The sequence below is a fragment of the Lentzea sp. NPDC042327 genome (genome assembly GCF_040647275.1).
Classification (GTDB): domain Bacteria; phylum Actinomycetota; class Actinomycetes; order Mycobacteriales; family Pseudonocardiaceae; genus Lentzea.
This window is the reverse complement of the sequence record NZ_JBEZBX010000002.1, coordinates 167,114-192,468: the sequence shown is the minus strand read 5'-3', so window position 1 is coordinate 192,468 and position 25,355 is coordinate 167,114. Positions and strand designations below refer to the sequence as shown.

At 70.9% G+C, this 25,355-nt stretch carries 20 protein-coding genes and 1 tRNA gene; 13 read left to right on the top strand and 8 right to left on the bottom strand.

What is annotated here, in order from left to right; all coding sequences use genetic code 11:
- Positions 1 to 42: 42 nt before the first annotated feature.
- The 6 genes from AB0A63_RS04690 to AB0A63_RS04665 are packed head-to-tail and all read left to right on the top strand — an operon-like array spanning position 43 to position 6,759.
- Positions 43 to 1,254: an ROK family protein gene (locus tag AB0A63_RS04690; RefSeq protein WP_360385342.1), complete on the top strand. Its 1,212-nt coding sequence runs from the start codon at positions 43 to 45 to the stop codon at positions 1,252 to 1,254.
- 16 nt (positions 1,255 to 1,270) lie between these two features.
- Positions 1,271 to 2,596 (top strand): ABC transporter substrate-binding protein, encoded by a 1,326-nt coding sequence (locus tag AB0A63_RS04685; protein WP_360385340.1) that lies wholly within the window; start codon positions 1,271 to 1,273, stop codon positions 2,594 to 2,596.
- An 11-nt stretch (positions 2,597 to 2,607) separates the two neighbouring features.
- On the top strand, positions 2,608 to 3,582 hold the full coding sequence (locus AB0A63_RS04680) for a sugar ABC transporter permease (RefSeq protein WP_360385338.1): 975 nt from the start codon (positions 2,608 to 2,610) through the stop codon (positions 3,580 to 3,582).
- A complete protein-coding gene (locus AB0A63_RS04675; protein ID WP_360385336.1) occupies positions 3,579 to 4,472 on the top strand; it encodes a carbohydrate ABC transporter permease in 894 nt (297 codons plus the stop codon). Before AB0A63_RS04680 ends, AB0A63_RS04675 begins: the two co-directional genes overlap by 4 nt.
- Complete coding sequence (locus AB0A63_RS04670) at positions 4,469 to 5,737, top strand: 6-phospho-beta-glucosidase (RefSeq protein WP_360385335.1); 1,269 nt, start codon at positions 4,469 to 4,471, stop codon at positions 5,735 to 5,737. Before AB0A63_RS04675 ends, AB0A63_RS04670 begins: the two co-directional genes overlap by 4 nt.
- Before the next feature lie 5 nt (positions 5,738 to 5,742).
- Positions 5,743 to 6,759 (top strand): BadF/BadG/BcrA/BcrD ATPase family protein, encoded by a 1,017-nt coding sequence (locus tag AB0A63_RS04665; protein ID WP_360385333.1) that lies wholly within the window; start codon positions 5,743 to 5,745, stop codon positions 6,757 to 6,759.
- A 185-nt stretch (positions 6,760 to 6,944) separates the two neighbouring features.
- On the opposite strand, the gene AB0A63_RS04660 is transcribed toward AB0A63_RS04665, so the two are convergent.
- Positions 6,945 to 7,343, bottom strand: coding sequence for a hypothetical protein (locus AB0A63_RS04660; RefSeq protein WP_360385331.1), 399 nt, complete (start codon positions 7,341 to 7,343; stop codon positions 6,945 to 6,947).
- A gap of 245 nt (positions 7,344 to 7,588) precedes the next feature.
- Between AB0A63_RS04660 and AB0A63_RS04655 the strand changes: the two genes are divergently transcribed.
- The gene (locus tag AB0A63_RS04655; protein WP_360386619.1) at positions 7,589 to 8,323 is read left to right on the top strand and encodes an SGNH/GDSL hydrolase family protein; all 735 of its coding nucleotides are present in this window, start codon (positions 7,589 to 7,591) and stop codon (positions 8,321 to 8,323) included.
- Between the two features lie 139 nt (positions 8,324 to 8,462).
- Here AB0A63_RS04655 and AB0A63_RS04650 read toward each other — a convergent pair whose 3' ends face one another.
- Complete coding sequence (locus AB0A63_RS04650) at positions 8,463 to 11,228, bottom strand: BTAD domain-containing putative transcriptional regulator (RefSeq protein WP_360385329.1); 2,766 nt, start codon at positions 11,226 to 11,228, stop codon at positions 8,463 to 8,465.
- 103 nt (positions 11,229 to 11,331) lie between these two features.
- Between AB0A63_RS04650 and AB0A63_RS04645 the strand changes: the two genes are divergently transcribed.
- Positions 11,332 to 12,366, top strand: a complete 1,035-nt coding sequence (locus AB0A63_RS04645) for an ADP-ribosylglycohydrolase family protein (protein WP_360385327.1) — start codon at positions 11,332 to 11,334, stop codon at positions 12,364 to 12,366.
- A 309-nt stretch (positions 12,367 to 12,675) separates the two neighbouring features.
- Here AB0A63_RS04645 and AB0A63_RS04640 read toward each other — a convergent pair whose 3' ends face one another.
- Genes AB0A63_RS04640 through AB0A63_RS04630 form a run of 3 tightly spaced genes read right to left on the bottom strand, consistent with a single transcriptional unit; the run spans position 12,676 to position 15,277 of the window.
- Positions 12,676 to 13,419, bottom strand: a complete 744-nt coding sequence (locus tag AB0A63_RS04640) for an FAD:protein FMN transferase (protein WP_360385325.1) — start codon at positions 13,417 to 13,419, stop codon at positions 12,676 to 12,678.
- A gap of 2 nt (positions 13,420 to 13,421) precedes the next feature.
- Positions 13,422 to 13,919, bottom strand: a complete 498-nt coding sequence (locus tag AB0A63_RS04635) for an FMN-binding protein (protein WP_360385323.1) — start codon at positions 13,917 to 13,919, stop codon at positions 13,422 to 13,424.
- Positions 13,920 to 13,930: 11 nt separating this feature from the next.
- On the bottom strand, positions 13,931 to 15,277 hold the full coding sequence (locus AB0A63_RS04630; RefSeq protein WP_360386616.1) for a ferredoxin reductase family protein: 1,347 nt from the start codon (positions 15,275 to 15,277) through the stop codon (positions 13,931 to 13,933).
- A 155-nt stretch (positions 15,278 to 15,432) separates the two neighbouring features.
- Here AB0A63_RS04630 and AB0A63_RS04625 point away from each other — a divergent pair, with 155 nt between their 5' ends.
- A complete protein-coding gene (locus tag AB0A63_RS04625) occupies positions 15,433 to 16,131 on the top strand; it encodes a response regulator transcription factor (protein ID WP_360385321.1) in 699 nt (232 codons plus the stop codon).
- On the top strand, positions 16,128 to 17,528 hold the full coding sequence (locus AB0A63_RS04620) for a HAMP domain-containing sensor histidine kinase (RefSeq protein WP_360385319.1): 1,401 nt from the start codon (positions 16,128 to 16,130) through the stop codon (positions 17,526 to 17,528). The genes AB0A63_RS04625 and AB0A63_RS04620 overlap by 4 nt, the downstream gene beginning before the upstream one ends.
- A gap of 150 nt (positions 17,529 to 17,678) precedes the next feature.
- Here the strand turns inward: AB0A63_RS04620 and mgrA are convergent, their stop codons facing one another.
- Positions 17,679 to 18,707, bottom strand: coding sequence for an L-glyceraldehyde 3-phosphate reductase (gene mgrA, locus AB0A63_RS04615; protein WP_360385317.1), 1,029 nt, complete (start codon positions 18,705 to 18,707; stop codon positions 17,679 to 17,681).
- A 303-nt stretch (positions 18,708 to 19,010) separates the two neighbouring features.
- Positions 19,011 to 19,083 (bottom strand) — tRNA-Thr (locus AB0A63_RS04610).
- A 260-nt stretch (positions 19,084 to 19,343) separates the two neighbouring features.
- Here AB0A63_RS04610 and AB0A63_RS04605 point away from each other — a divergent pair.
- From AB0A63_RS04605 to otsB, 3 genes are all read left to right on the top strand, one after another.
- On the top strand, positions 19,344 to 20,690 hold the full coding sequence (locus tag AB0A63_RS04605; protein WP_360385315.1) for a threonine/serine exporter family protein: 1,347 nt from the start codon (positions 19,344 to 19,346) through the stop codon (positions 20,688 to 20,690).
- A gap of 69 nt (positions 20,691 to 20,759) precedes the next feature.
- On the top strand, positions 20,760 to 22,193 hold the full coding sequence (locus AB0A63_RS04600) for a trehalose-6-phosphate synthase (protein WP_360386613.1): 1,434 nt from the start codon (positions 20,760 to 20,762) through the stop codon (positions 22,191 to 22,193).
- Positions 22,194 to 22,238: 45 nt separating this feature from the next.
- Complete coding sequence (gene otsB, locus AB0A63_RS04595; RefSeq protein ID WP_360385313.1) at positions 22,239 to 24,770, top strand: trehalose-phosphatase; 2,532 nt, start codon at positions 22,239 to 22,241, stop codon at positions 24,768 to 24,770.
- A gap of 36 nt (positions 24,771 to 24,806) precedes the next feature.
- Here the strand turns inward: otsB and AB0A63_RS04590 are convergent, their stop codons facing one another.
- Positions 24,807 to 25,337, bottom strand: coding sequence for a hypothetical protein (locus tag AB0A63_RS04590; protein ID WP_360385311.1), 531 nt, complete (start codon positions 25,335 to 25,337; stop codon positions 24,807 to 24,809).
- Between the last annotated feature and the right edge of the window lie 18 nt (positions 25,338 to 25,355).

Sequence of the window (25,355 nt, the reverse complement as noted above, 5' to 3'; positions counted from 1 at the left end):
CCACGAAATCGTCTGGAAAGTTAACAGACAGGAGCTGCCCCAATGCGTGCCGGAAGCCCACGACTGCTGCGGGAGATCAACGACCGCGCAGCCATCGAGGCTCTGCTGCGCAACGGGTCGCTGACCCGGTCGGAGTTGGAGGGCCTCATCGGTCTCTCCAAGCCGGCGACCGCACAGCTGCTCACCCGGCTCGAAACCGCCGACACCGTCGTCCGCAACGGACTGCGCGGGGGCGGGCGGGGGCCGCGGGCCCAACTGTGGTCGGTCAACGGGACCCTCGCGCACATCGCCGCCGTCGACCTCACCCCCGAGTCGGTCGACGTCGCCATCGCGGACATCTCCGGTGCCGTGCTCACCGAGCACAAAGCGCCGATGCCCGCCAAGCACGGCGTCGTGGAGGCGTTCGCGCACGCGGTCGGCACCGCGTGCGCGCAGGCCGGTCTGGGTCCCGAGGAGCTGCTGCACGTCGTGGTGGGCTGTCCGGGTGCGGTGAACCCCGCGACCGGCGAGCTCGCCCACGCACCGCACCTGCCCGGCTGGAACGGCTTCGACGTGCCCGGCCGGCTGCGCGAGCGGCTCGGGACGTCGGTGAGCGTCGAGAACGACGTCAACCTCGTCGCACTGGAGGAGATGGTCGCCGGGCGGGCCACGGAGGTGCGCGACTTCGTCGTCATCTGGCCGGCCGACCTCGTCGGTGCCGCCGTCGTGATCAACGGGGTGCTGCTGCGCGGCGCCTCCGGTGGCGCCGGCGAGATCGACGGGTTGATGATCCCCGACCGCGCGACCGCCGACACCGACACCGACCGCTCCGGCGGCACGTACGGCGAACTGCTCAGCAGTGCTTCGATCTGCAAGCTCGCCAAGGCCCACGGGCTCGCCGCGCGCAACGGTCACGGTGCCGTGCGCAAGGCGCTGGCCGCCGGTCCCGCGGGCCGTGAGTTCCTGGCCGACCTCGCCAGGCGCATCGCCACGGGTGTGGCCGGTGTCGTCGCGGTGCTCGACCCCGAGCTCGTCCTGCTGTCCGGCGACATCGCCCAGGCAGGCGGAACCACGTTGAACGACCTCGTTGCCGCGGAGCTGCGGCAACTGGTGGTGCCCAGGACCCCTGTGCAGCTGGCGCTGGTGACCGGGAAGCCGGTGCGCTCCGGCGCACTGCACTCGGCGCTGGCCGTCGCGCGCGAGCAGGTGTTCGGCCTGCCGGCAGCCACCACCGCACCATTCCGCGGCCCCGTGGTCGCCGGGTCCCCACGTTGATCGAGAAGGAGTGCACATGCGCAAGCACACCCGTGCTGCCTTGCTCTGTGTCGCCGCAGCGCTGACCCTCACCGCATGTGCGGCGGGCAAGGGTGGCGGCGCCGGTTCCGACGCCGCAGCTGCTCCCGGCAAGGACGACAAGCTGACGCTCACGGTCTGGAGCAACTACTCCGACCGCGAGCTCGAAGAAGTCACGAAGGCCCTCAAGACGTTCAACAAGAAGTTCCCGAACATCGAGATCAAGCACGAGGGCTCGCAGGACGACGACAAGATCACCGCGGGCATCCGGTCGGGCAACACGCCGGACGTCGCGCTGTCGTTCACCACCGACAACATCGGCCAGTTCTGCTCCTCCGGCGCGTTCCAGCCGCTGAAGGCCTACATCGACCGCGACAAGGTCGACCTGAACCAGCTCTCCCCCGCGGTCCAGGAGTACACCGAGTACAAGGGCAACCGCTGCGCGATGCCCATGCTCACCGACGTGTACGCCATGTACTTCAACAAGGACCTGCTGGCGAACGCCGGCGTCACGAACCCGCCGAAGACGCTCGACGAGCTCTACGACGCGGCCGTCAAGGCGACCAAGAAGGCGCCCAACGGCGACATCGAGGTCGCGGGCTACCTGCCCACCATGGGCTTCTACGCCAACCGCCCGACCATCCTCGCGCCGTCGTTCGGCGCGGAGTGGGAGAAGGACGGCAAGTCCGCGCTCTCGACCTCGCCCGGCTTCACCGAGATGATGACGTTCCAGAAGAAGCTCGTCGACTTCTACGGCTACGACGCGCTCGAGCGCTTCCGCGCGGGCCTGGGCCAGGAGTACTCGGCCGACCACGCGTTCCACCAGGGCAAGATCGCGATCATGATCGACGGTGAGTACCGCACCGCGTTCCTCAAGGCGCAGGCACCGCAGATCAAGTTCGGCACCGCCCCGTTCCCGACGTGGAAGCCCGCCGACTACGGCACGGCGTTCACCACCGGCACGATCATGGGCATCCCCAAGGGCGCCAAGAACCCCGGCGCCGCGTGGGAGCTGATCAAGCACCTGACGTTCGACACCGACACGATCGTCGACCTGTCCAACGCCATCAAGAACGTGCCGAGCACCAAGGCCGCCATGGAGAGCCCGAAGCTCCAGGTGGACGAGCAGTTCAAGACGTTCATCGAGCTCGCCAGGAGCGACAAGCTCAAGGGCAACCCCGTCACCCCCATCGGTGACGCGCACATCAAGGCCGTCACCGACTTCTCGGTCTCCTACCAGTCCGGCAAGGTCGCGGACCTGGCGGCGGGCCTCAAGGAGGTCGACAAGAACATCGACGACCAGATCGCCAAGAGCGGCAAGTAGGGGTCCACGAGATGACCGCCACGCTCGGCGCCCGGCCCGCCCCCGGCAAGGGGCGGGCCCGTGCCCGCCACCGTCTGGCCGTGCTCGGGTTCATGGCCCCGGCCCTCATCGGCTTCGTCCTGTTCTTCGGCTACCCGCTGATCGCCACGGTCGTGTTCTCGTTCACGAAGTACGACCTGATCAACCCGCCGGAGTTCAACGGCCTCGACAACTACGCGTTCATGTTCAAGGACCCCTTGCTGGTCAAGGCGATCACGAACACGCTGTGGTTCGTCGTGGTGCTCACGGTCGCGCGGACCGTGTTCGCGCTGGGCGTGGCGTCGGTCATCGCTCGCTTGAAGTCGGGCGTCGGGTTGATCCGCACGCTCTGCTACCTGCCCTCGCTGGCGCCGCCGGTGGCCGCGACACTCGTGTTCTTCATGGTGCTGCGCCCCAACGGCGGCCCGGTGGACAGCGTCCTCGGCTGGTTCGGCCTGGACTCGCCGCTGTGGTTCTCGGACCCGGCGTGGGCCAAGCCCGGCATCACCGCGATCATGCTGTGGATCTCCGGCGACCTGATGATCATCATCCTGGCCGCGATCCTCGACGTGCCGCAGGAGCAGTACGAGGCCGCCGAGCTCGACGGCGCGGGCCCGGTCCGGCGCTGGTGGCACGTCACGCTGCCGACGATCTCCCCCGTGCTGCTCTTCGGCATCGTGAACTCGGTGATCCTCGCGCTGCAGCTCTTCACGCAGGCGGTCGTCGCGGGGTCGGCCGGCTCGGGCGCTGCGGACGCGACGGGGTCGACCAAGTACCTCGGGTTCCCGGACAACTCCACGCTGACGTTCCCGGTCTACCTGTACACGCAGGGCTTCCGCTACTTCGACATGGGCTACGCGGCCGCGATGGCCACGGTCCTGTTCATCATCTCGTTCGCCGTGACCATCGTGCTGGTCCAGCGGATGCGCAAGAACTCCACGGCTGAGGAAGGGGGTCCGGGAGCATGACCGCCACACTGGCCACACCGCCGGTCGACGTCACCGCGGAACCGGAGCAGCCGCGCCGCAAGCGCGACGTCGGGGGCTTCCTCAACTGGGTCGCGACCCACGCGATCGGTCTCGCGCTCGGCCTGATGTTCGCCACGCCCGTCGTGTTCGTCTTCCTCACCGCCGTGATGTCGGACGACCAGGCGTTCACCTCGAACCTGTGGCCGCGCGAGTGGCACTGGGAGAACTTCGTCGAGGTCTTCGACAAGGCACCGCTGCTGGAGTACCTGGTCAACAGCCTCACGTACTCCCTGCTCGCGACCGCGGGCATGCTGATCTCGTCGATCCCCGCCGCCTACGCGCTGGCGAAGCTGCAGTGGCGCGGCCGGAACGTCGCGTTCATCCTGGTCATCGGCGCGATGATGCTGCCACCGCAGGTCGTGGCCGTGCCGCTGTACGACACGTGGTCGTCGCTGGGCCTGACGGGCACGCTGTGGCCGTTGATCGTGCCGTACTTCCTGTTCGACGCGTTCAGCATCTTCCTGCTGCGCCAGTTCATGCTCACGATCCCGCAGTCCTACGTGGACGCGGCACGGGTGGACGGCTGCTCGGAGTTCCAGGCGCTGGTGCGGATCATCGTGCCGATGGCGAAGCCGGGCATCGCGGCCACCGCGCTGTTCTGCTTCCTCTTCACCTGGAACGACTACTTCGGCCCGTTGCTCTACACGGGCGAGGTGAAGGACCAGTGGACGTTGTCGCTGGCGCTGGCCACGTTCAAGGGCATGCACATCGTGCAGTGGAACTCGTCGATGGCGGTGACGTTCCTGACGATGGTCCCGGCCGTCGTCCTCTTCGTCTTCGCCCAGAAGTCTTTCGTCAAGGGAATCACGTTCACGGGGGTCAAGGGATGAAACTCACCGTCGTCGGTGGCGGGTCCACCTACACACCGGAGCTGATCGACGGCATCGCCGGCCGTCGCACCAGCCTGGCGGTGGACGAGATCGTCCTCGTCGACCCGGACCAGCACCGCCTCGGCCTCGTCGGCCCGTTCAGCCAGCGGCTGCTGGAGCACGCGGGACACCCGGCGAAGGTGCGCACCACCTCGTCGCTCGAAGAAGGCGTCGAGGGCGCGTCGGCTGTCCTCCTGCAACTGCGGGTGGGCGGGCAGACGGCGCGGGCCTCGGACGAGACGTTCCCGCTGACCTGCGGGTGCGTCGGCCAGGAGACCACCGGCGCGGGAGGCCTCGCGAAGGCCCTGCGGACCGTGCCGGTGGTCCTGGACATCGCGGACAGGGTGCGGCGCATCGCCGGGCCCGACACGTGGATCGTGAACTTCACGAACCCGGTCGGGATCGTGACGCGCGCGCTGCTGCAGGAGGGTCACAAGGCGATCGGCCTGTGCAACGTGGCGATCACGTTCCAGCGCTGGACGTCCGCGCTGCTCGGCGTGGACCCGGCCACCGTGGAGCTGGAGCACGTCGGCCTGAACCACCTCACGTGGGAACGCGGCGTCTTCGTCGACGGTGTGGACCGGCTGCCGGAGCTGCTCGCCGACCACGTCGACGGGCTGGCCGAGCACATCGGCATCGACGGTGCGCTGATGCGGCGGCTGAACATGGTGCCGTCGTACTACCTGAACTACTTCTACAACCACGACGCGGTGGTGAAGAAGCAGCTCGACTCGCCGCCGCGTGCGGAGGTCGTTGCCGCGGTGGAGAAGGAGCTGCTCGACGTCTACGGCGACCCGTCGGTGGTGACGAAGCCGGAGCAGCTGTCGCAGCGCGGTGGCGCGTACTACTCGGAGGCCGCCGTGCAGCTCGTGCACGCCCTGACCGGTGGCGCGGGTGCCGAGAGGCACGTGGTGAACGTGCAGAACCGCGGCACGCTGCCGTTCCTGCCCGACGACGCCGTGATCGAGGTGTCGTCCACTGTGGACGGCAGTGGTGGCACGCCGTTGCCGGTGCGGCCGGTGGAGCCTTCGATCTCCGGCCTGATCTCGCACGTGACCGCCTACGAGCACCTGGCGCTGGAGGCCGCGGTCCGCGGTGGCCGCGACCGCGTGGCGAACGCACTGCTCGCCCACCCGCTGATCGGCCAGCACGCCATCGCGGACCGGCTGGCCGACGAGCTGATCGCGCAGAACCGCGATCTGCTCCCGTGGGTGAAGGGAGCCTGACGACGATGACGGACCGGGTGCTCGCGATCGACGGCGGCAACAGCAAGACCGCTGTGCTGCTGGTCGACGCGGACGGCAGGGTGCTCGCGCAGGTGCGCGGGCCGGGTGCGCCGCCGCAGACCGTCGGCATGAAACGCGGACTCGACGTGTTCGAAGGTCTGGCACGCGAGGCCGCGGCCCTGGCGGGCCTCGACCCCGACGAACCGATCGCCACGCACACAGCCGCCTACCTGGCGGGCGCGGACCTGCCGCGCGAGGAGGAGGACCTGACCCGCGCGATCACCGAGCGGGGCTGGTCGCAGTCCGTCGTCGTCGGCAACGACACGTTCGCGCTGCTGCGTTCCGGCACGGCCTCCGGTGTCGGTGTCGCGGTCGTGTGCGGTGCCGGCATCAACGCGGTGGGCGTCGCGGCCGACGGCCGCACGCACCGGTTCCCCGCGCTGGGCCAGATCTCCGGTGACTGGGGCGGTGGCGGTCACCTGGGTGAGCAGGCGCTGTGGCTGGCGGTGCGCGCAGAGGACGGTCGCGGTGCCGGCACGGAGCTGCTGCCCGCGCTGCTCGCGCACTACGGCGAGCGGTCGATCGCCGCCGTGGTCGAGAAGCTGCACTTCCAGGAGGTCGAGTTCGACCCGCACGTCCTCTGCCCGATCCTGTTCGAGGTGGCGGGCGGCGGTGACGCCGTGGCGCAGGCCGTGGTGGACCGCCTGGTCGAGGAGATCGTGCTGCTCTCGACGGTGTCGCTGCGCAAGCTCGACCTGCTCGGCGAACCCGTCGACGTCGTGCTCGGCGGCGGCGTGATGACCGGCACCGGTGAGGCGGTGCTCGGGCCGGTGCGGTCGCGGGTGCTGGAGGTGGCGCCGCTCGCGCAGGTGCGGGTCGTGGACCTGCCGCCGGTCGTCGGGGCGGCGTTGCTCGGACTGGACACCATCGGCGCCTCACCGGGTGCGGAGCTGCGGCTGCGGTCGGCGTACGACGACCACCTGCCCGCGGTGGACTCCGCGGTCGCGGTGGGCGGCCACTAGACCCCGTCTCAGGGGGCGGACCGGCGGCGGCGCCCCCTGAGACGGTCCCAAGACCCCTTCCCGAGGGGGAGCTGACAACGGCGGCGGCGCTTCTCCTCGGGAAGGCCCACGGCCCTCGCAGCGGCGTCACGCGCCGATGTCGCCGCGGGGGCCGTCGTCGTTCCCGGCTCCGGCCGCGGGAACGGTCAGCGCCGCGACGGAGCCGGTGTCCGCCGCCAAGGCGCGACGGGCGGGGAGGTCAGCGGCGGCAGCACCACCGACGGCAGCACGGTGGGCACGGCCCTGCGCGCGGTGGGGGCCACGGGACGCACCACGGGGTTGGAGTGCGGTGGCGGCGTCACGGGCCGCGCGGGGGCACGCCGGGCGGTGGTGGGCTGTGCGGGAGCGGGCCGCGTGGTCGCGGCCGGTGAGGGCGTGAACTCCATCGGCGGCCGGGTGCCGCCCTCGGTCGGTGCGGCGGCCTCCGGGGCGGACGGGGGTGTGGCGGTCTCCTGGGCCGGGTTCAGCACCGCTGCGGCGAAGATCGCGGCTGTGATGAGTGCGACACCCAGGGAGACGGACGGAAGCGGCAAAACCGAACGCACCCGGCAGAAGCTAGCGACCGGAAGAGACGAATCCCCCTGAACCGCCTCAAGCTTCGCTCGATCGAGTGGTAAAAGGATCTTCACCCACTGCGTCGAGTCCCGGGCTGCCGCAACCGACGGTGGCGTAACCGGTGGCCGGTTGTGCATGCTGACCAGTCGCCGCGAACGGGAGCCGCGGGTGAAAGGGGGTTGTTGTGCTGCGCTGGAACAGTCTGGTGTCCCTGGGGGACAGTTTCACCGAGGGGATGGACGATCCCGGTCCAGGGGACACCTATCTCGGGTGGGCGGACCGGTTGGCGGGGATGATCGCCCGTCGGGCACCGGAGTTCCGGTACGCCAACCTCGCGATCAGGGGCAAGATGCTGCAGGAGATCGTGGACGAGCAGGTGCCGCTCGCGATCTCGCTCAAGCCGGACCTGGTGACGTTCTGCGGGGGCGGCAACGACATCCTCGTGCCGAACAGCGACCCGGACGCGCTGGCCGAGGTGTACGAGGTGGCCGTCGCCGACCTGCGGGCCGCCGGGAGCGACGTCGTCATCTTCACCGGGTTCGACACGCGGTCGACCCCGCTGCTGCGCAGCATCCGGGGCAAGATCGCGATCTACAACACGCACCTGTGGTCGATCGCCGAGCGGTACCACTGCCGGATGGTGGACCTGTGGGCGATGCACGTGCTGCACGACCGTCGCGCGTGGAGCGCGGACCGGCTGCACCTGTCACCGGAGGGGCACCAGCGGGTGGCGCTCAAGGCGTACGAGGTGCTGGGGCTCGCGGACGACCACGCGTGGAACGTGCCGTGGCCGGTGCTGGAGCAGGCGGACTGGGTGACCCAGCGCAAGGCCGACCTGAAGTGGGCGCGGGAGCACGTCGTGCCGTGGATCGGGCGGCAGCTGCGCGGGGAGTCCATGGGGGACGGTCTGGCGCCGAAGCGGCCGGAGCTGCTGCCGCTGGTCCGCTGCTCCGAGGAGAACCTGCAGTGACGTCGAGGGCCGACCGGCACTCTCCCCCGAATGCCGGTCGGCCCTCTTCGGTGCAGGCGCCGCCCCCTCGGTGATTCCCCCACTCGGCGGCCTGCACGTCCAACATCCCATTTTTTGGGACCAGTCGACTAAACGCCCGCTAAACCTCGGACGACAACGCGTCCAGGGCGGCCCGCACCTCCACCACGCGGGCCGAGTTGACCTGCGCGAACAGCCGCAGCGCCGCGGTCAGCTCCGCTGAGGCCGCACCCCATTCCGAGCGCTGGAGCAGCACCCCGGACAGCACCTGCCTGGCGAAGCCCTCGGTGTAGGTCATCGCCGCGGCGGCGGCGAGGTCAACGGCCTGCCGGGCCAGTGCCTCCGCGTCGTCGAGGTGGCCCGCCTGCAGGTGCAGCTCCGCGAGGTTCGCGAGGCCGTCGACGAGTGCGGGCTGGTCGCCGGAGCGGCGGTAGACGTCCACGGCGTGCGCCTGGTGCCGCAGGGCGACGTCGACGCGGCCGCGGGCCTGTTCGACCTGGGCGACGTTGTTGAGGCCGTGGCCCTCGCCGACCAGGTCACCGGACTGCTGCGCGAGCTGCACGGACTCCCAGAAGTGCAGCAGTGCCTCGTCGTGCTGCTTGAGCCGGAACAGCACGTCCGCGAGCTGCGCGAGCGTCAGCACGAGGTACTGGCGTTCACCCAGCTCGGTGGCCAGGCGGTGGGCGCGGCGGGCGTCGGGCAGCAGCACCGGGCGGCCCAGCCGGGCGTTCGTGACGTAGGTGGTGTCGAGCATGAGGACCTGGCCGAGCCGGCTGCCGGTGACCTCGGCGGCGGCCGTGCCGAAACCGACCAGCGCGAGCCACTCGCCGGTCAACGCGCGCACGGTCGCGTAGGGGTGCAGCATCCGGACCAGCTGCCAGACCTGGTCGTGCAGGCCGGACTCGGCGGCGGCGTGCACGACCGCGACGATGTTCGGCCACTCCCGGTCGAACCACGCGACCGGGTCGTCGTAGCCGGGCAGCGACGTGGACCCGTTGTCCCCCAGCGCGAAGTCCAGGCCGTCGCGGGCCGGCCGGATGGCGCGGCGGACGTGGTCGCAGGCGACGAGGTAGTAGTTCACCAGGCGCCGCAACGAGTCCACGTCCGCGCGGCCGGAGCCGCGCACGTACAGGCGCACCAGCTCGTGCATCGTGAAGCCGTCCGGCCACGGTTCGACCAGCAGGTTGACCTCGACCAGCCGCTCCAGCCGGTCCCGCGCCGACTCGACCCGGATGCGGGTGAGCGCGGCGACGGCGTGCGAGGACATCCAGCGGCCGGGCGCGAGGCCGACGGAGGTGAACACCTGGCTCAGCTCGGAGGGCAGGTCGCGGGTCGACAGGTCGAGCGCCCGCGACACCCCCACGCCCGCTTCCGGCAGGTCCAGGCCGCGCATCCGGTGGCCGTCGTCGGCCAGCTCCCCCACCAGCTCCTCGACCGTCCACCCAGGACTGATCACCAGCTTGGCCGCGGCCACCCGCAGCGCCAGCGGCAGACCGCCGCACAGCTCGGCGAGCTTGCGCGCGGCGACCGGGTCCTCCGTCGACAGCGGCCGGCCGAGCACGTCGTCGAGCAGTGCGCGTGCGGCCTCCTCGGCCAACGGCCCGAGCTTGCGCACCCGCGCGCTGTTGGTGACGACGAGCCGTTCCATCCGGCTGCGGGAGGTCACCAGCACCACCGAGCCGGAGCCCGGCGGCAGCAGCGGCAGGACCTGGTCGAACCCGGTCGCGTCGTCGAGGACCACGAGCACGCGGCGGCGGTTGAGCAGGGAGCGGTAGAGCCCGATGCGGTCCTCCACGGCGACGGGAACGCCGTCGGCGGGCACGCCCAGCGCCACCAGGAACCGGGTCAGCACCTCGCCGGGTTCGGCGTCGCCGAGCGAGGCGAACAGCACGCCGTGCGGGAACATCTCGCTGTTCTCGTGCCCCCATGTGATCGCGAGGGCGCTCTTGCCGACGCCGGGCGGGCCGGTCAGCACGGCCACCGTCGTCGCGAGCAGGTTCCTGGTCGCGCAGACGTTGTCGAGCCACCTGCGGTCGTCGTCCCGGCCGAACAGGCGCGACGCGGACGCGGGCAGCAGCGCCGGTGCGACGATGCCCGCGCGGGGCGCCACCGGCCGGCTGTCGACCGCGCCGAGGAGGCTGAGCGCCGGGTCGTCGCGCAGCACCTGCTCCTGCAGCAGCCGCAGCTCTGGTCCGGGGTCGAGGCCGAGCTCGTCCACCGCGCGGCGCTGGAACCGCTGGTAGGCCTCCAGCGCGTCGGCCCGCTGCCCGGACCGGTAGAGGGCGCGCATGCTGTGCGCGACGAGCCGTTCGCGGAACGGGAACTCCGTGCACAGCCCGCGCAGCTCGCCGACGAGCTCCAGGTGGCGGCCCAGCTCCAGCTCGGCCTCGATGCGCTCCTCCAGCGCCGAGAGCCGCAGCTCCTCCAGGTCGGAGGTCAGCGGGTCGCCCGGCACGTCCGCCAGCACCGGCCCGCGCCACAACCCGAGGGCCTCGCGCAGCAAGCCCGCCCTGATGGCGGCGGGCTTGCCGCGCGACGACGCCACGAGCTGCCGGGCGCGGTGCAGGTCGAGGCGCCACGGGTCGACGGTCAGCTGGTACCCGGTCGGCGTGGTGCGGATCTTCGCGGAGCCCGACGGGTCGGCCTCCTCCAGCACCCTGCGCAGCCGTGACACGTAGCCGTGCACGATCGTGCGGGCCGTGGCCGGCGGCGCGTCCGTCCACAGCGCGTCCACGATCTGGTCGATCGAGACAGGTCGGTTCGCCTCGACCACCAGCATCGCGAGCAGACCGCGCATGCCGCGGCGGCCGAGCGTGACCACCCGGCCGTCCGCGAGCACCTGGAGTGGACCGAGCACGCCGAACTCGAGTCCGGTTTTGCTCCGCATGCCCCTCCCTCAAGTGCTCCTGACCTCGTTGCTTGTACAGGTGGGCCGCCGCTGGTCTCAGATACAAGTGCGGCCCGAGTCGGCGGGACGCTACTGTTCACCCGTGCCGCGAGATCCGAACTCCGTGGTTGACCGCGGCGCCGGGTGCCTGCTCGGCGGCGCTCTCGGCGATGCGCTCGGCGCACCGGTGCAGTACCTGGGCTGGGCGGACATCCAGCGCGAACACGGCACCGAGGGCGTACTGGCGCCGCCGAAGCCCGCCCTGGTCACCGACGACACCCAGCTGACGCTCTTCACCGCCGACGGGTACCTGCGCGCCTGGGTGCGCGGGAAGCACACCGGCGAGTGGCAGCCGTCGGACATGGTCTGGCACAGCTACCGGCGCTGGCTGGTCACCCAGCAGCAACCTGCCCCCGAGCACAACGCGGTGGGGCTGCTGGCGGACGAACGGCTCTACGAGAGCCGCTCGCCCGGTCTGACGTGCCTGCGCGCGCTGGCCGCCGAGACACCGTCCACTCCGGAGAACCCGCACAACGAGTCCTCCGGCTGCAACGGCGTCACCCGCACCGCGCCCGCCGGTTTCGCGCCGTCCGCGGCCATCGCCTACGACCTGGGCTGCCGGTTCGCGGCGCTCACCCACGGCGGCACCGGCGGCTGGGTCTCCGGTGGCGCGCTGGCGCTGCTGGTGCACCTGCTCGCGGTGAAGGGCCGCCCGTTGCGCGAGGCGATCGACCAGGTCATCGGCCGGGTGCTGCGCGACGACACGTACACGGCGACGGTGCTGACCCGCGCGGTCGTGCTGGCCGAGGAACACGACGGCGCCACCCCGGTGCGGGTCGACCGGCTCGGCAGCGGCTGGACCGGCCCCGAGGCGCTGGCCATCGCCGTCTACACCGTGCTGACGCACCCGAAGCCGGTGCAGTTCGTCGACGCGATGCGGGCCGCGGCCAACCACTCCGGCGGCAGTGACGCGACGGCGGCGCTGACCGGGAACGTCCTCGGCGCGCTGCACGGCACCGACGCGCTGCCGCGGGACTGGCTGGTCGGGCTGGAGCTGGTGGACGTGCTGGACGCGATGGGCCGCGACCTCGGCCGGTCCGCGGTGAACGCCGAGTTCGACGAACACCGCTACGTCTGACCGGAAACGTTGTGCGAGTTCGTGCCGGTCGTCCGGTCACCCGCTCGTGCCGGAATCGGCGAAGCCCATTTCGGTGCGAGCGAGTCGGGCGGACGACCGGCTTCTCGACGAACTCGCCGCGCGAGCGAGCGAGCGCCGACGAACACAGAAAAGGTCTTGGGTGCGCGCTCCCGAATAGCGCGTACCCAAGACCGTTTCGCACGAGTGTTGGTCGACAGCTGGCCTGGTCTCACCCCGAGCGCGAGCCCCGCGTCAGCTCTTGATCAACGAAATGTGCCCCGGAGATCAAAGCCCCGTTGTGCCGGGATGTTAACAGATGTGTACCGGAAGTCCAGGACTCCGGTGCACCCGCCGATCTTCGTCGACGACGAGCACCTCGCAGTCCGGCTGCGCGGCAGCCCACTCGATCCCTTCTCTCCCAAGGGAGAACGCCGCGGTGGCGGTGGTGTCCGCGATCGCCAGGTCGGCCGCGACGACTGTGACCGAAAGCAACCCGCGCACCGGCTCGCCGGTGCGGCCGTCGAGGATGTGCTGCCCGCGCTCGTACAACGCCGACGTGGCAACGGCTCCGTCGCGCACGCCGAGCACAGCGCACAGCGCGTCGGCCTGGTCGGGGTGCCGAACGCCGACGCGCCAAGGCTTTCCGGGTTCCGGCTCGCCGGCGACCACGACGTCGCCGCCCGCGTTGATGCAGAACCGCCCGGCCCCGGCGGCCCGCAGCAGGTCGGCGGCGCGCTGCACGGCCCAGCCCTTCACGACCGCGCACGGGTCGAGGCCGCGGCCCGGCACCCGCGCCGTGAACGCGCCGCCGGTCGAGGTCTCATACCAGTCGCACAGGTCGAGCACCTCGACGAGGTCGGGGGTGAGCTCCCGCGCGGTGAGCTCGCCCCGGTCGAGCCGCGAGACCTCGCTGTCCGGCTTGAACGGCGAGAACCGCGCGTCCGCATCCCGCAGTGAGGCGAACACCAGCTCGGCCAGCTCGTCGTCACCGTCGCGCAGGTCCACCGAGATCGGCAGGCCCATGATCTGCTCGACGCGTCGCAGGGTTCGCACCCCTACCTCGCCGAGTCGAGCGCGGCCTGCAGCGACCGCTTGTAGCCCTCGGAGGTCGCGGTGGCACCGGAGACCGTGTCGATGTCGGCGCTCTGGGCCTTCAACGCCTCCTGGCGCAGGATCGGCAGCGCCGTCCTGGTCGGGTTGGAGTTGGGTGCCCGCACCGCCTTCACGTCGGTGATCCTCGTGCCCTGGAACGTGACCTGGACCTGCACGGTGCCCTCGTCGGTCTGCACCGCGGGCCCGGAGACGGTCTTGACCTGGTCCTGCTGCTGCGGCTGGGTCGTCGGCGCGGCGGCGGCGGAGGTCCTGGGCGCCCCGGTCTGCGGCGCGGTCGACCGGGGTGCGGTCGTCGTCGGCGGGGCCTGGCCCTGCGCCGGGGTCTCCGGTGCGGCGGCGGCCTCGTTGATCTCACCCTCGTGCGCCGCGCCGGGTTGGTACAGCCACACCGGCACGAGTCCGGCGACGCTGAGCACCAGTGCGGGGATCGCCCTCTTCACGTCCAACCCTCTCAGTCGGCCAGCGCGAAGCGCTCGGCGTGGACCTGACCCGACGGCACTCCCAGCTCGTCGAGGCTGCGGACGACGGCGTCGGTCATGCCGTTCGGGCCGCAGATGAACACGTCGCGGTCGGCCACGTCGGGGACCAGCGCGGCGATGTTCTCCGGGCCGAGCAGCGGCCCGTTGGCGGTGGTGGTCCCGGAGGAACCGGTGACCAGCCGCAGCACCGCGCCCCTGGAGCGGGCGAGGCCTTCGAGCTCGCGCAGCAGCACGGCCTCGCGCGGGTCGCTCACCCGGTACAGCACCACGACGTGGCCCCTGATCTCCTCCAGCAGCGCGCGGATCGGCGTGACGCCGACGCCACCGGCGACGAGCAGCGCGTTCGGCCTGGTCTGGTGCATGGTCGTGAAGGCGCCGTACGGGCCCTCGGCGAACACGCGGGTGCCGACCCGGACGTTGCGGAGGTCGGCGCTGCCGGTGCCCAGCGCCTTCGCGGTGAGGCGCAGGTACTTGCCGTTCGGTGCCGCGGACAGCGAGAACGGGTTGGCCTGCCACCAGCGGTCCTTGGTCAGGAAGCGCCACAGGAAGAACTGGCCCGCCTTCGCACCGAGCCGGTCGAGGTCCCTGCCCTCGACGTAGACGGAGACGACGTTGTGCGCCTCGGGCACCACGGCGGCGACGCGGAACCGGTGGCGCCGGTTGCGCCAGAGCGGGAGCACGAGCCGGCCGGCGACCACGGCGCCGATCGCGAACGTCCACAGCGCCCACCAGTAGGCGGTGGCGAGCTCGGACTTGCGGAACGTGCTGCCGACCGCGACCTGGTGCGTGAACGCGAGGAAGATCGCGACGTAGGTGTAGAGGTGGATGAAGTGCCAGGTCTCGTAGGCCATCCGGCGCCGGGCGAACCGGGCGGACACCACGCCGACGACCATGATGACCACCCACGCGACCAGCGCGCGGAGGATGCCTTCGAGCTCGGTGGCCTGCCGGACGACCTCCGCGACCGGGCCGTCCGGGCCCGCGTTGCCGAAGGCGATGAACGTCAGGTGCCCGACGAGCATCCAGAAGATCGTGAAGCCCACCCAGCGGTGCCACGAGGTGAGCTTGTCCATGCCGAGCCGCCGGTCGAGCCACGGCAGCCGTGCGATCAGCAGCAGCTGGAACGCCATCGCGAGCGCGCCGTACAGCCCGGTCAGCCGGCCGAGGTTGACCAGCTTGTTCGAGCCGACACCGGCCGCGTTGAACAGGTAGGTGACGAACGCCGCGTTGGCCAGGAGGAAGACGTAGAGGCCGGCTTTGGCCAGCGCCTTGTGCGGCGTCGCACGCCCGGCAGCGGCCGGCCGCGCGGGAGGCTGCAGGGTGGTCGTCACGGTGGGCTCCTCGGTCGGGCGGTCTCGTCGATCTCGGTGGTCTTCCTCGATCCTCAGCGTCCGAGCTGTGGCCCCGCTTTGCCCGGGCTGTCGACTTCCTGTCGATCGAGCGGGCGGGGCACCAGGTGACGCACCATGAGCACGTGGACAAGGGCAACTCGGTTCGACTGCTCGTCGTGGACGACGAGCCGCACATCGCTGACCTGGTCGCGACGGTCGCGCGCTACGAGGGCTGGACGGCCTCGACGGCGCACAACGGCGAGGACGCGCTCAGAACGGCAGCCGAGTTCCAGCCGGACATCGTCGTGCTCGACCTGATGCTCCCCGACCTCGACGGCTTCACGGTCCTGGACCGGATGCGGTCGGCCGGTGCGATGGTGCCGGTGGTGTTCCTGACCGCGCGCGACGGCACCGCGGACCGGGTCGCGGGCCTCACCCGCGGTGGCGACGACTACCTCGTGAAGCCGTTCTCGGTCGAGGAGCTGATGGCCCGGCTGCGGGCGGTGCTGCGGCGCTCCACCGGGCCGTCGTGGAAGCGGTCGGTGCTGAAGGTCGCCGACCTGGTGCTGGACGAGGACACCCGCGAGGTCCGCCGCGGCGGCAAGCTCGTCACGCTGACGCCGACCGAGTACGAGCTGCTGCGGTACCTGATGCGGCGCTCCCCCGCCGTGCTGACCAAGGCGCAGATCCTCGACCACGTGTGGGAGTACGACTTCGGCGGCCGGTCCAACGTGGTCGAGCTGGTCATCTCACACCTGCGCCGCAAGCTCGACGACGGCCGCGAACCGTTGATCCACACCGTGCGCGGCGTGGGGTACGTGCTGCGCCGAGCAGCGGAATGAAGCCGCTGAGCCGGTGGCGGCTGGGCACCCGCCTCGCACTCGCACTCGGCGCGCTGGCGCTCACGGTGTTCGTGATCGTCGGCTGGGTCATGGTCGCCTCGATGCAGACGTTCCTCGACCGGCGGCTCGACGACCAGATGGCGATCAGCCAGCAGGGCGCTGCCAACGAGGTCAAGGCGCACTGGCGGGTCGGCAAGATCCCGCCGGACTGGTACGCGGTCGTCTACGTGAAGCAGGACGGCGAGCTGCGGCCCCAGCCCGGTGACCAGCAGCCCGCCGACCGCGCGGAGTTCGACGCGCTCGCGAGGAAGGCCCTGAACGGGGACACGTTCGAGACCGAGTACCTGCGCGGCGACGGCAAGTTCCGGCTGCGCGCGTGCCAGATCGTCAAGGACGAGATCGTGCTGGTCAGCGGTGCCCCGATGGACGACAGGGACGGCACGCTGTCGCAGCTCATCACGGTCGGCGTGATCGCGTTCCTGGCCGCGCTGGTGGCGCTGGTCGTGGGCGGTCAGGCGTTGATCCGCAAGGGCATGCGGCCGTTGTCGGACATGGCCGACACCGCGCACGACATCTCCTCGCACGACCTGACCGACTCGAACCGCCTGGCGGTGCGGGTGAACGGCGCCGGCGGCGGGGTCGAGGTCGAGGAGCTGCGCGAGGCGTTCAACACCATGCTGGCGCACATCGACTCGTCGCTGGCCGCGCGCACGGCCGCCGAGCAGCGGCTGCGCCGGTTCATCGCCGACGCCTCGCACGAGCTGCGCACGCCGCTGACGTCGTTGCGCGGCTACGCGGACCTCTTCCGGTACGCGGCGGCCAACGAGCCGGGCGAACGCGAGCAGCACCTGGAGAAGCTGCGGTCGGAGGCGGCGCGGATGAGCGTGCTGCTCGACGACCTGCTGCTGCTGGCCCGCCTGGACTCCGCGGCGACCGAACCGCCGTTGCGCGTCGAGGAGCTGGACCTGGCGGTCGTGGCGGACGCGGCCGCCGACGCGTTCCGGGCGGCCCGTCCGACGCACGGGCTGGAGGTCGACGCGGACACGGTGACCATGGCCGCCGACCCGACCCGGTTGCGGCAGGTGCTCGACAACCTGCTGACCAACGCGGCCGTGCACACCCCGCCCGGCACGCTGGTGTCGTTGCGGGTGACGGCGGAGGGCGGCTCGGCGGTGATCAGGGTCTCCGACACCGGCCCCGGAATTCCGGAGGCGGACCAGGCGCGGATCTTCGACCGGTTCTACCGCGTCGACGACTCCCGCACCCGCCAGCGCGGCGGCTCCGGCCTCGGCCTCGCCGTGGTCCAGTCGCTCGTGCACGCCCACGGCGGCACCATCACCCTCGCCAGCCGCCCCGGCTCGACCATCTTCACAATCCGCCTCCCCCGCCACCGCTGACGGCACGCGGGGCCCTTTCGCACTCTCAGAGAGTACGAAAGCTCCCCGCGTGCGGTTCGGTCACTCGGCCTGGGAGCTCGGGGCCCAGAGGGGCACGCGGGAGTCCCGCGTGCCCCAGAGGGGAACGCGGGAGTCCCGCGTGCCGGGGGATCATTCGGCTTGTGACGAAGGGGCCCAGAGGTCGATGCCCGATTCGACGGCGTACCTGTCGATCTCGGCGAGCTCGTCGTCGGTCAGCGGCGGGGCCTGCAGGGCGGCGAGGTTCTGCTCCAGCTGCTCGACCGACGAAGCGCCGATCAACGCCGAGGTGACCCGCGGGTCGCGGATCGTCCACGTCAGCGCGAGCTGCGCCAGCGACTGGCCGCGCGACTTCGCGATCTCGTTGAGCGACCGGATGCGGCCGAGGTTCTCCTCGGAGAGCAGGTCCGTGGACAGCGACTTGCCCTGCGTGGCGCGCGAGCCCTCGGGGATGCCGTCGAGGTAGCGGTCGGTCAGCATGCCCTGGGCGAGCGGTGAGAACGCGATGCAGCCGGCGCCGACCTCCTCCAGGGTGTCCAGCAGCTCCGGCTCGATCCAGCGGTTGAGCATCGAGTAGCTCGGCTGGTGGATCAGCAGCGGCACACCCGCGCTGCGCAGCAGCTCGGCCGCCTCGCGGGTCTTGGCCGGCGAGTACGACGAGATGCCGACGTAGAGCGCCTTGCCCTGCTGCACCGCGGACACGAGCGCGCCCATGGTCTCTTCCAGCGGCGTCTCCGGGTCGAACCGGTGCGAGTAGAAGATGTCGACGTAATCCAGTCCCATGCGGGTCAGCGACTGGTCGAGCGAGCTCAGCAGGTACTTGCGGCTGCCCCACTCGCCGTAAGGGCCGGGCCACATGTCGTAGCCGGCCTTCGTGGAGATGACGAGCTCGTCGCGGTACGGCCGGAGGTCGTCCTTCAGGATCTGCCCGAACGTGATCTCCGCGGAGCCGTAGGGAGGTCCGTAGTTGTTGGCGAGGTCGAAGTGCGTGACACCGAGGTCGAACGCCCTGCGCGCGATGCCCCGGCCGGACTCGTACGGCCGGTCGCCGCCGAAGTTGTGCCACAGGCCGAGGGAGATGGCGGGCAGCTTGAGGCCGCTGCGTCCCGTGCGCCGGTAGGTCATCTGGTCGTAGCGCGCGCTATCCGCGAGGTAGGACATGATGCTCACAATGTCACGTCCCAGTAGGACGGAGCAGGACATGAATGGGCGGTCACGGCCTGTTCACCGGTGAACAGGATCAGTCTTGCGGCCGATCTCGCCATTCCCGTCCCGCGCCCCGAAGGCACACCGGGCGCCGAACTGGCGAACGGACCAGGCCGTCGGCGGCATGCGGAACCGCAATCGGCGGTTCGCCACGCTGTGTGCCGGAGCCATTACCGAACCCGCTCGCAATAGCCGGTGAAGTGCCTCCCGTGAATGCGACAGGGGCCCGCCCACCTGGGCGAACCCCCGTTGTCGAAGAGCCGGCGAGGGGAATCGAACCCCTAACCTTTCGCTTACAAGGCGAGTGCTCTGCCGATTGAGCTACGCCGGCCTGGCTCGTGTTCGCGAACATCGTAAGCGCCCGTTGCGGGAGCTACCTGCGGCGAACGGTCTGCTCTCAGTGTGATCGGATTGCTCCGACCGGAGGCGGACCAACCAACTGAGTGGCGCAAAGCGCCGAACCGCTCGCCTTGACCAGGTCAGGAGGGTAACCAACGGACAGTGATCATGTCCTCCTTTTCGGGTCGCCCGATCGGAGGTGGCCGACGCCACAGCAACGGCACGAGAACTTCCCACGATCACACGACGGAGGTGCGCGCGATTTACCCGAACAACCTGCACGGTCCCTCATTGCCCGACGACACCACGGTTCACCTGGTACTCGATCTCGCTCTCAAGATCGGCGAGGTCCAGATGGCCAGCGGAGCCGGCGCGGCGGACGTGACAGCCACGATCCTCTCGGTCACGGAGAGCTATGGGCTCCCGCACACCGAGGTCGACGTGATCTACACCTCCATCAGCGTGTCGTGCCACCGGGGAACGGCCGCACCACCGATCACCGCCGTCCGCGTCGTGCGGCAGCGCAGCCTTGACTACACCCGGCTCGCCGCCGTCGAGCACCTGGTGCGCAACCTCGGGCCGATCGAGGAGGCGCACTCGGAGCTCGAGCAGATCACCAACGCCCCGCACCCGTACCCGCGCTGGGTCGCCACGGCCGCGTGGGCCGGCATGGCGGCCTCGGTCGCGTTCCTGGTCGGCGGCGGGCTGTCGCTCGTGATCACCGCGGCCGTTGTCACGGCCGTGATCGACCGGGTCGGCCGGGTGCTGAACCGGCGCGCGCTGCCGTTCTTCTTCCAGCAGCTGGTCGGCGGCGCGCTCGCCACGGGTGCCGCGCTGACCGTGTACTGGACCGGGTTGCTGCCCGCGGTGCGGCCGAGTCTGCTGGTCGCGGTCGGGATCGTGGTGCTGCTGTCCGGGCTGGCGCTGGTCAGCACCGTGCAGGACGCGATCTCCGGCTACAACGTCACGGCCGCCGGGCGCACCGTCGAGACCGTGCTGCTCAGCGCCGGTCTGATCGCGGGTGTCGCGCTGGCCATCCGCACGGCCGTCCACTTCGGGCTGCCCATCCGGCTCAGCGACCCGCTGCCCGCGTTGATCTCGGCGGTGCCGATGCAGTTCGCGGCAGGCGCGGCGACCAGTGCGTTCTTCGCGCTCGCCTGCTATGCCCGGCCGCGTGCGCTGGTGGCCGCCGCGGTGTCCGGTGCGATCGGCACGGCCTCCTACGGCCTCGCCACGAGCTTCGGGGTGGACGCGCTGCTCGCGTCGGCGGTGGCGGCCGCGATCACCGGGTTCGGCGGCGCGACGATGACCCGCAGGCTGCGCATTCCGACGCTGGTCGTGGTGCAGGCGGGCGTGGTGCCGCTGCTGCCGGGCTGGACCACCTACCGCGGCCTGTTCCAGCTGACCGCGGAGGGCGACCCGGCCGGGCTGAGCACGCTCGTCTTCGCGAGTGGCATTGCTCTCGCCCTGGCCGGTGGGGTGGTGTTCGGCGAGTACCTGGCGCAGCCGGTGCGCACCGGACTGGGCCGTTTGGAGCGCAAGTTCGCTGGTCCGCGCATGTCCGGTCCGCTCAAACCCACGAAGCGTCGGTTGGAGTGAAACCCGCTGTGACGGGGGTTACACGACACGCCGAGGGAGCGCGGCCGCACTAGCCTCAGAAATGTGAGCATGGACATTGGCGAGAACGGGGCGGAATTCGTAGTCGTGGCCAACCGGCTGCCGGTTGACCTGGAGCGCTTGCCCGACGGAACCGAACGGTGGAAGCACAGCCCCGGCGGGCTGGTCAGCGCGCTCGAACCGTTCCTCCGCTCACACAGCGGCGCCTGGGTCGGCTGGCCGGGGGTCGCCGACGCCGACGTGTCGCCCTTCGAGGACGACGGCCTGCTGCTGCACCCGGTGTCGCTGTCGGCCAAGGAGGTCGAGGACTACTACGAGGGGTTCTCGAACGGCACCCTCTGGCCGCTCTACCACGACGTCGTGGCGCAGCCGGCGTTCCACCGGCACTGGTGGAACGCCTACGTGAAGGTCAACCAGCGGTTCGCCGACGCGACCGCGAAGGTGGCCGCCCAGGGCGCGACGGTGTGGGTGCAGGACTACCAGCTGCAGCTGGTCCCGGCGATGCTGCGCGAGCAGCGGCCCGACCTGAAGATCGGCTTCTTCCTGCACATCCCGTTCCCGCCGGTCGAGCTGTTCATGCAGCTCCCGTGGCGCACGGAGATCATCCGCGGACTGCTCGGCGCCGACCTGGTCGGTTTCCACCGGCCCGGCGGCGCGCAGAACTTCCTGTGGCTGGCCCGGCGCCTGGTGGGCCTGGAGCCGAGCCGCGGCACCGTCGGCGTGCGCACCCGGCCGGGTGTGGTCCAGGTCGGTGACCGCACGGTGCGCGTGGGCGCGTTCCCGATCTCCATCGACAGCGCCGGCCTCGACGCGGTCGCGCGCAAGAAGGAGACCCAGGCCCGCGCGAAGCAGATCCGCGAGGACCTCGGCAACCCGAAGCGCATCCTGCTGGGCGTGGACCGGCTCGACTACACCAAGGGCATCGACGTCCGGATCAGGGCCCTCTACGAGCTCATCGCGGACGGCCGGGTCGACCCGGAGGACGTCGCGATGGTCCAGCTGGCCACGCCCAGCCGGGAGCGGGTCGACCACTACGTGACGATGCGCAAGGACATCGAGCAGTCGGTCGGCCGGATCAACGGCGAGTTCGGGCGGGTCGGCAAGCCCGTCGTGCACTACCTGCACCAGTCGGTGAACCGCGAGGAGCTCGTCGCGTTCATGAGCGCGGCGGACGTCATGGTCGTCACGCCCGTTCGGGACGGCATGAACCTCGTCTGCAAGGAGTACGTGGCCTGCCGATATGATCTTGGTGGAGCTCTGGTGCTCAGCGAGTTCGCCGGTGCAGCCGCTGAACTGACCAGTGCGTTCCTGGTGAACCCCCATGATCTGGACGGTGTCAAGAACGCATTGCAGGCCGCCCTCGACATCGATCCCGCCGAAGGCCGCCGTAGGATGCGCGCGCTGCGCCGCCAAGTCCTCACCCACGACGTTGACCGCTGGGCAAGGTCGTTCCTGGAGGCGCTGGGCACGCAGACCTCGGTCTGAATCCTTTCAGATCCCCTTGACCCATCGAGTGCTCCAGGAGGGGCGTTGACCGCCGAGGCCCTCCCCGCCGACCTGCGCCGCGCCATCGTGCAGCTGGCCCGTACCCCGCGACTGCTGGTCGCAAGCGACTACGACGGAACACTCGCGCCGATCGTGAGCGACCCGGAGGCGGCCCGTCCGCTGCCGGAGTCGGTGAACGCGCTGCGTTCACTCGCGTCGCTGCACGAGACGACGTCGGCCGTGATCTCCGGTCGCGCACTGCGCGACCTGGCCACCCTGTCCCGCCTGCCCGGCGAGGTCCACCTCGTCGGGTCCCACGGCTCCGAGTTCGACGTCGGCTTCGTGCACGCGCTCGACGCCGACGCCAAGGCGTTGCTGCGGCGCATCGAGGCCGAGCTCGACGAGATCGTCGACGGTCACGAGGGCGTGCAGCTGGAGGTCAAACCGGCCTCCGTCGCCGTGCACGTCCGCCGTGCCGCGTCCGAGGAGATCGGCGAGGCCGTCCTCGACGCCGTGCGCTCCGGCCCGTGCACGTGGGACGGCGTGCAGGTGACCGAGGGCAAGGCCGTCATCGAGCTGGCCGTCGTCGAGACCAACAAGGGCCACGCCCTCGACATCCTGCGCCACCAGGTCGGTGCGACCGCCGCGATCTTCCTCGGTGACGACGTCACCGACGAGAAGGCGTTCGCCCGCCTGACCGGCCCTGACGTGGGCATCCGCGTCGGCGCCGGCGAGTCGCTCGCCCAGTACCTGGTCGACGACCCGTCCGACGTGGCCACGGTGCTGGCGTTCCTGCTGGAGGAACGGCGCGCGTGGCTGCACGGCGACCAGGCCGTGCCGATCGAGCGCCTGACCATGCTCGCCAACGAGCGTTCCGTGGCCCTCGTGACCCCGGACGCCAAGATCAACTGGTTGTGCCACCCGGAGCCCGACTCGGCCGCGATCTTCGCGGACCTGCTCGGCGGACCGGCCGCGGGCCACTTCTCGATCAAGCCGGAGCACGGGTCGCTGCCGCTGGGCCAGCGCTACCTGCCGGGCACGATGATCGTGGAGACCCGCTGGTCGCGCCTGCTGGTCACGGACTACCTGGAGCACGACCTCGCCTCGCACCGCACCGACCTGGTGCGGCGCATCTCCGGCTCGACGAACGCGGTGATCACGTTCGCCCCGCGCCCGGAGTTCGGCCAGGTGCCGGTCAGGTTCATCCGCGAACGCGACGGCCTGCGCGTGGTCGGCACCTCCGACCCGATGGTGCTGCGCTCCCCCGGCGTCGACTGGGAAATCACCTCGGACGGCGTGCAGGAGACCGCACGCGCCGTGGTCCGCCCCCGCGAGGGCGCCCCGGTGCTGCTGGAGCTGCGCTGCGGCACCGACGACATCTCCGAGCACGCGCTGGGCGAGTCGGTCCGCCGCGACCGCGCGGCCGGTTACTGGTCGGACTGGGCGGCGGGCCTGAACCTGCCGAAGGTGCAGACGGACCTCGTGCTGCGCTCGGCGCTGACGCTGCGCGGTCTGGTGCACAAGGACTCCGGCTCGATCATGGCCGCGGCGACCACGTCGCTGCCGGAGGAGCTCGGCGGCGTCCGCAACTGGGACTACCGCTACTGCTGGCTGCGCGACGGCGCGATGACCGCCGCCGCGCTGGTGTCGGTCGGCTCGTTCGCGGAGGCCGACGGCTTCCTGGGCTGGCTGCACGGCGTCCTGGAGACCATCCCGGGCCCGGAGCGCCTGCACCCGCTCTACACGCTGCACGGCACGCAACTCGGCGCCGAGGCCGTGATCGACACACTGCCCGGCTATGCGGGCTCCCGCCCGGTGCGCGTCGGCAACCTCGCGAACCAGCAGGTGCAGCTCGACGTGTTCGGCCCGGTCGTCGACCTGGTGGTGCAGCTGGCCTCGGCCCGCGGGTCGTTGTCGGACGCTGACTGGACGATGGTCCAGGCCATGGCCGAAGCGGTGTCGCGGCGCTGGCACGAGCCCGACCACGGCATCTGGGAGGAACGGCACGCGCCGCGCCACCACGTGTACTCGAAGGTCATGTGCTGGCTGACCATCGACCGCGCGATCAAGCTCGGCGAGCAGTTCGGCCGCGAGCTGGACCCGTCCTGGGTGCCGCTGCGCGACACGATCGCCACCGACGTGCTGAAGAACGGCTGGAACGACGAGGTCCAGTCGTTCACCACGGCCTACGACGGCGACGACCTCGACGCGGCCTCGCTGTTCGTCGGCCTGTCCGGCCTGATCGACCCGGCCGACGAGCGGTTCCAGTCGACGGTGACCGCCATCGAGGCAGAGCTGCGCTCCGGCTCGACGGTGTACCGCTACCACCGCGACGACGGCCTGCCGGGCGACGAGGGCGGCTTCCACCTCTGCGCCGCCTGGATGATCGAGGCGTACCTGCTCACCGGCAGGCGCACCGAGGCCGAGGAGCTGTTCGGCCAGATCGTCGCCGCGGCCGGCCCGACCGGTCTGCTGCCGGAGGAGTACGACCCGATCGCGGAACGCTCGCTGGGCAACCACCCGCAGGCGTACTCGCACCTCGGCCTGATCAGGTGCGCGCAGCTGCTGTCGCAGTAGGGGATCTTCTTCGCAAGTGCCGCCGCGGTCGTGCTCCTACGGCCGCGGCGGCACTTTTTCGATGACCGTCGCCGTCCCCGGTGACCGGCCCAGCAGCGAGATCCGGTCCCCCTTCGCCAGGTGCGCCCAGGCCGTGGGGACGAACGGGCGCAGGCGGGCCGTGGCACGTTCCCCGGCGTACAACGTCGGCTTGGACTCGATCCACAGCGCGGCGACCCGTTCGTCGCCGGTCAGGTCCCAGGTCGGGCGCTGGTTGCGCGCTTCCAGGGGCTCCGCGTCGTGCGCGAGCGTCAGCTGCACCCGCAACAGGCCTTGGATCGACTCCACGCACCGCCACTGGAACCAGGCCTCGTCCTGGTCCAGCTCCGTCGCCGCCTCCGCGAGGAGGGCCCAGAAGCGCGGCGTCTGCCAGGTGTTGCCGGGGTGGTCCCCCAGGAGGTCGAGGACCAGGTCCCACTCCTCGTGGTCGAGGTAGTCGAGCAGGTCCTCGGACCGCACGTCGGCGGGCACCTGCGCGGCGGCCAGGCGCAGCAGCTCGCCGACCTCGTGGTCGTGTCTCCCCAGCACGGGGGTATTCGATCACCC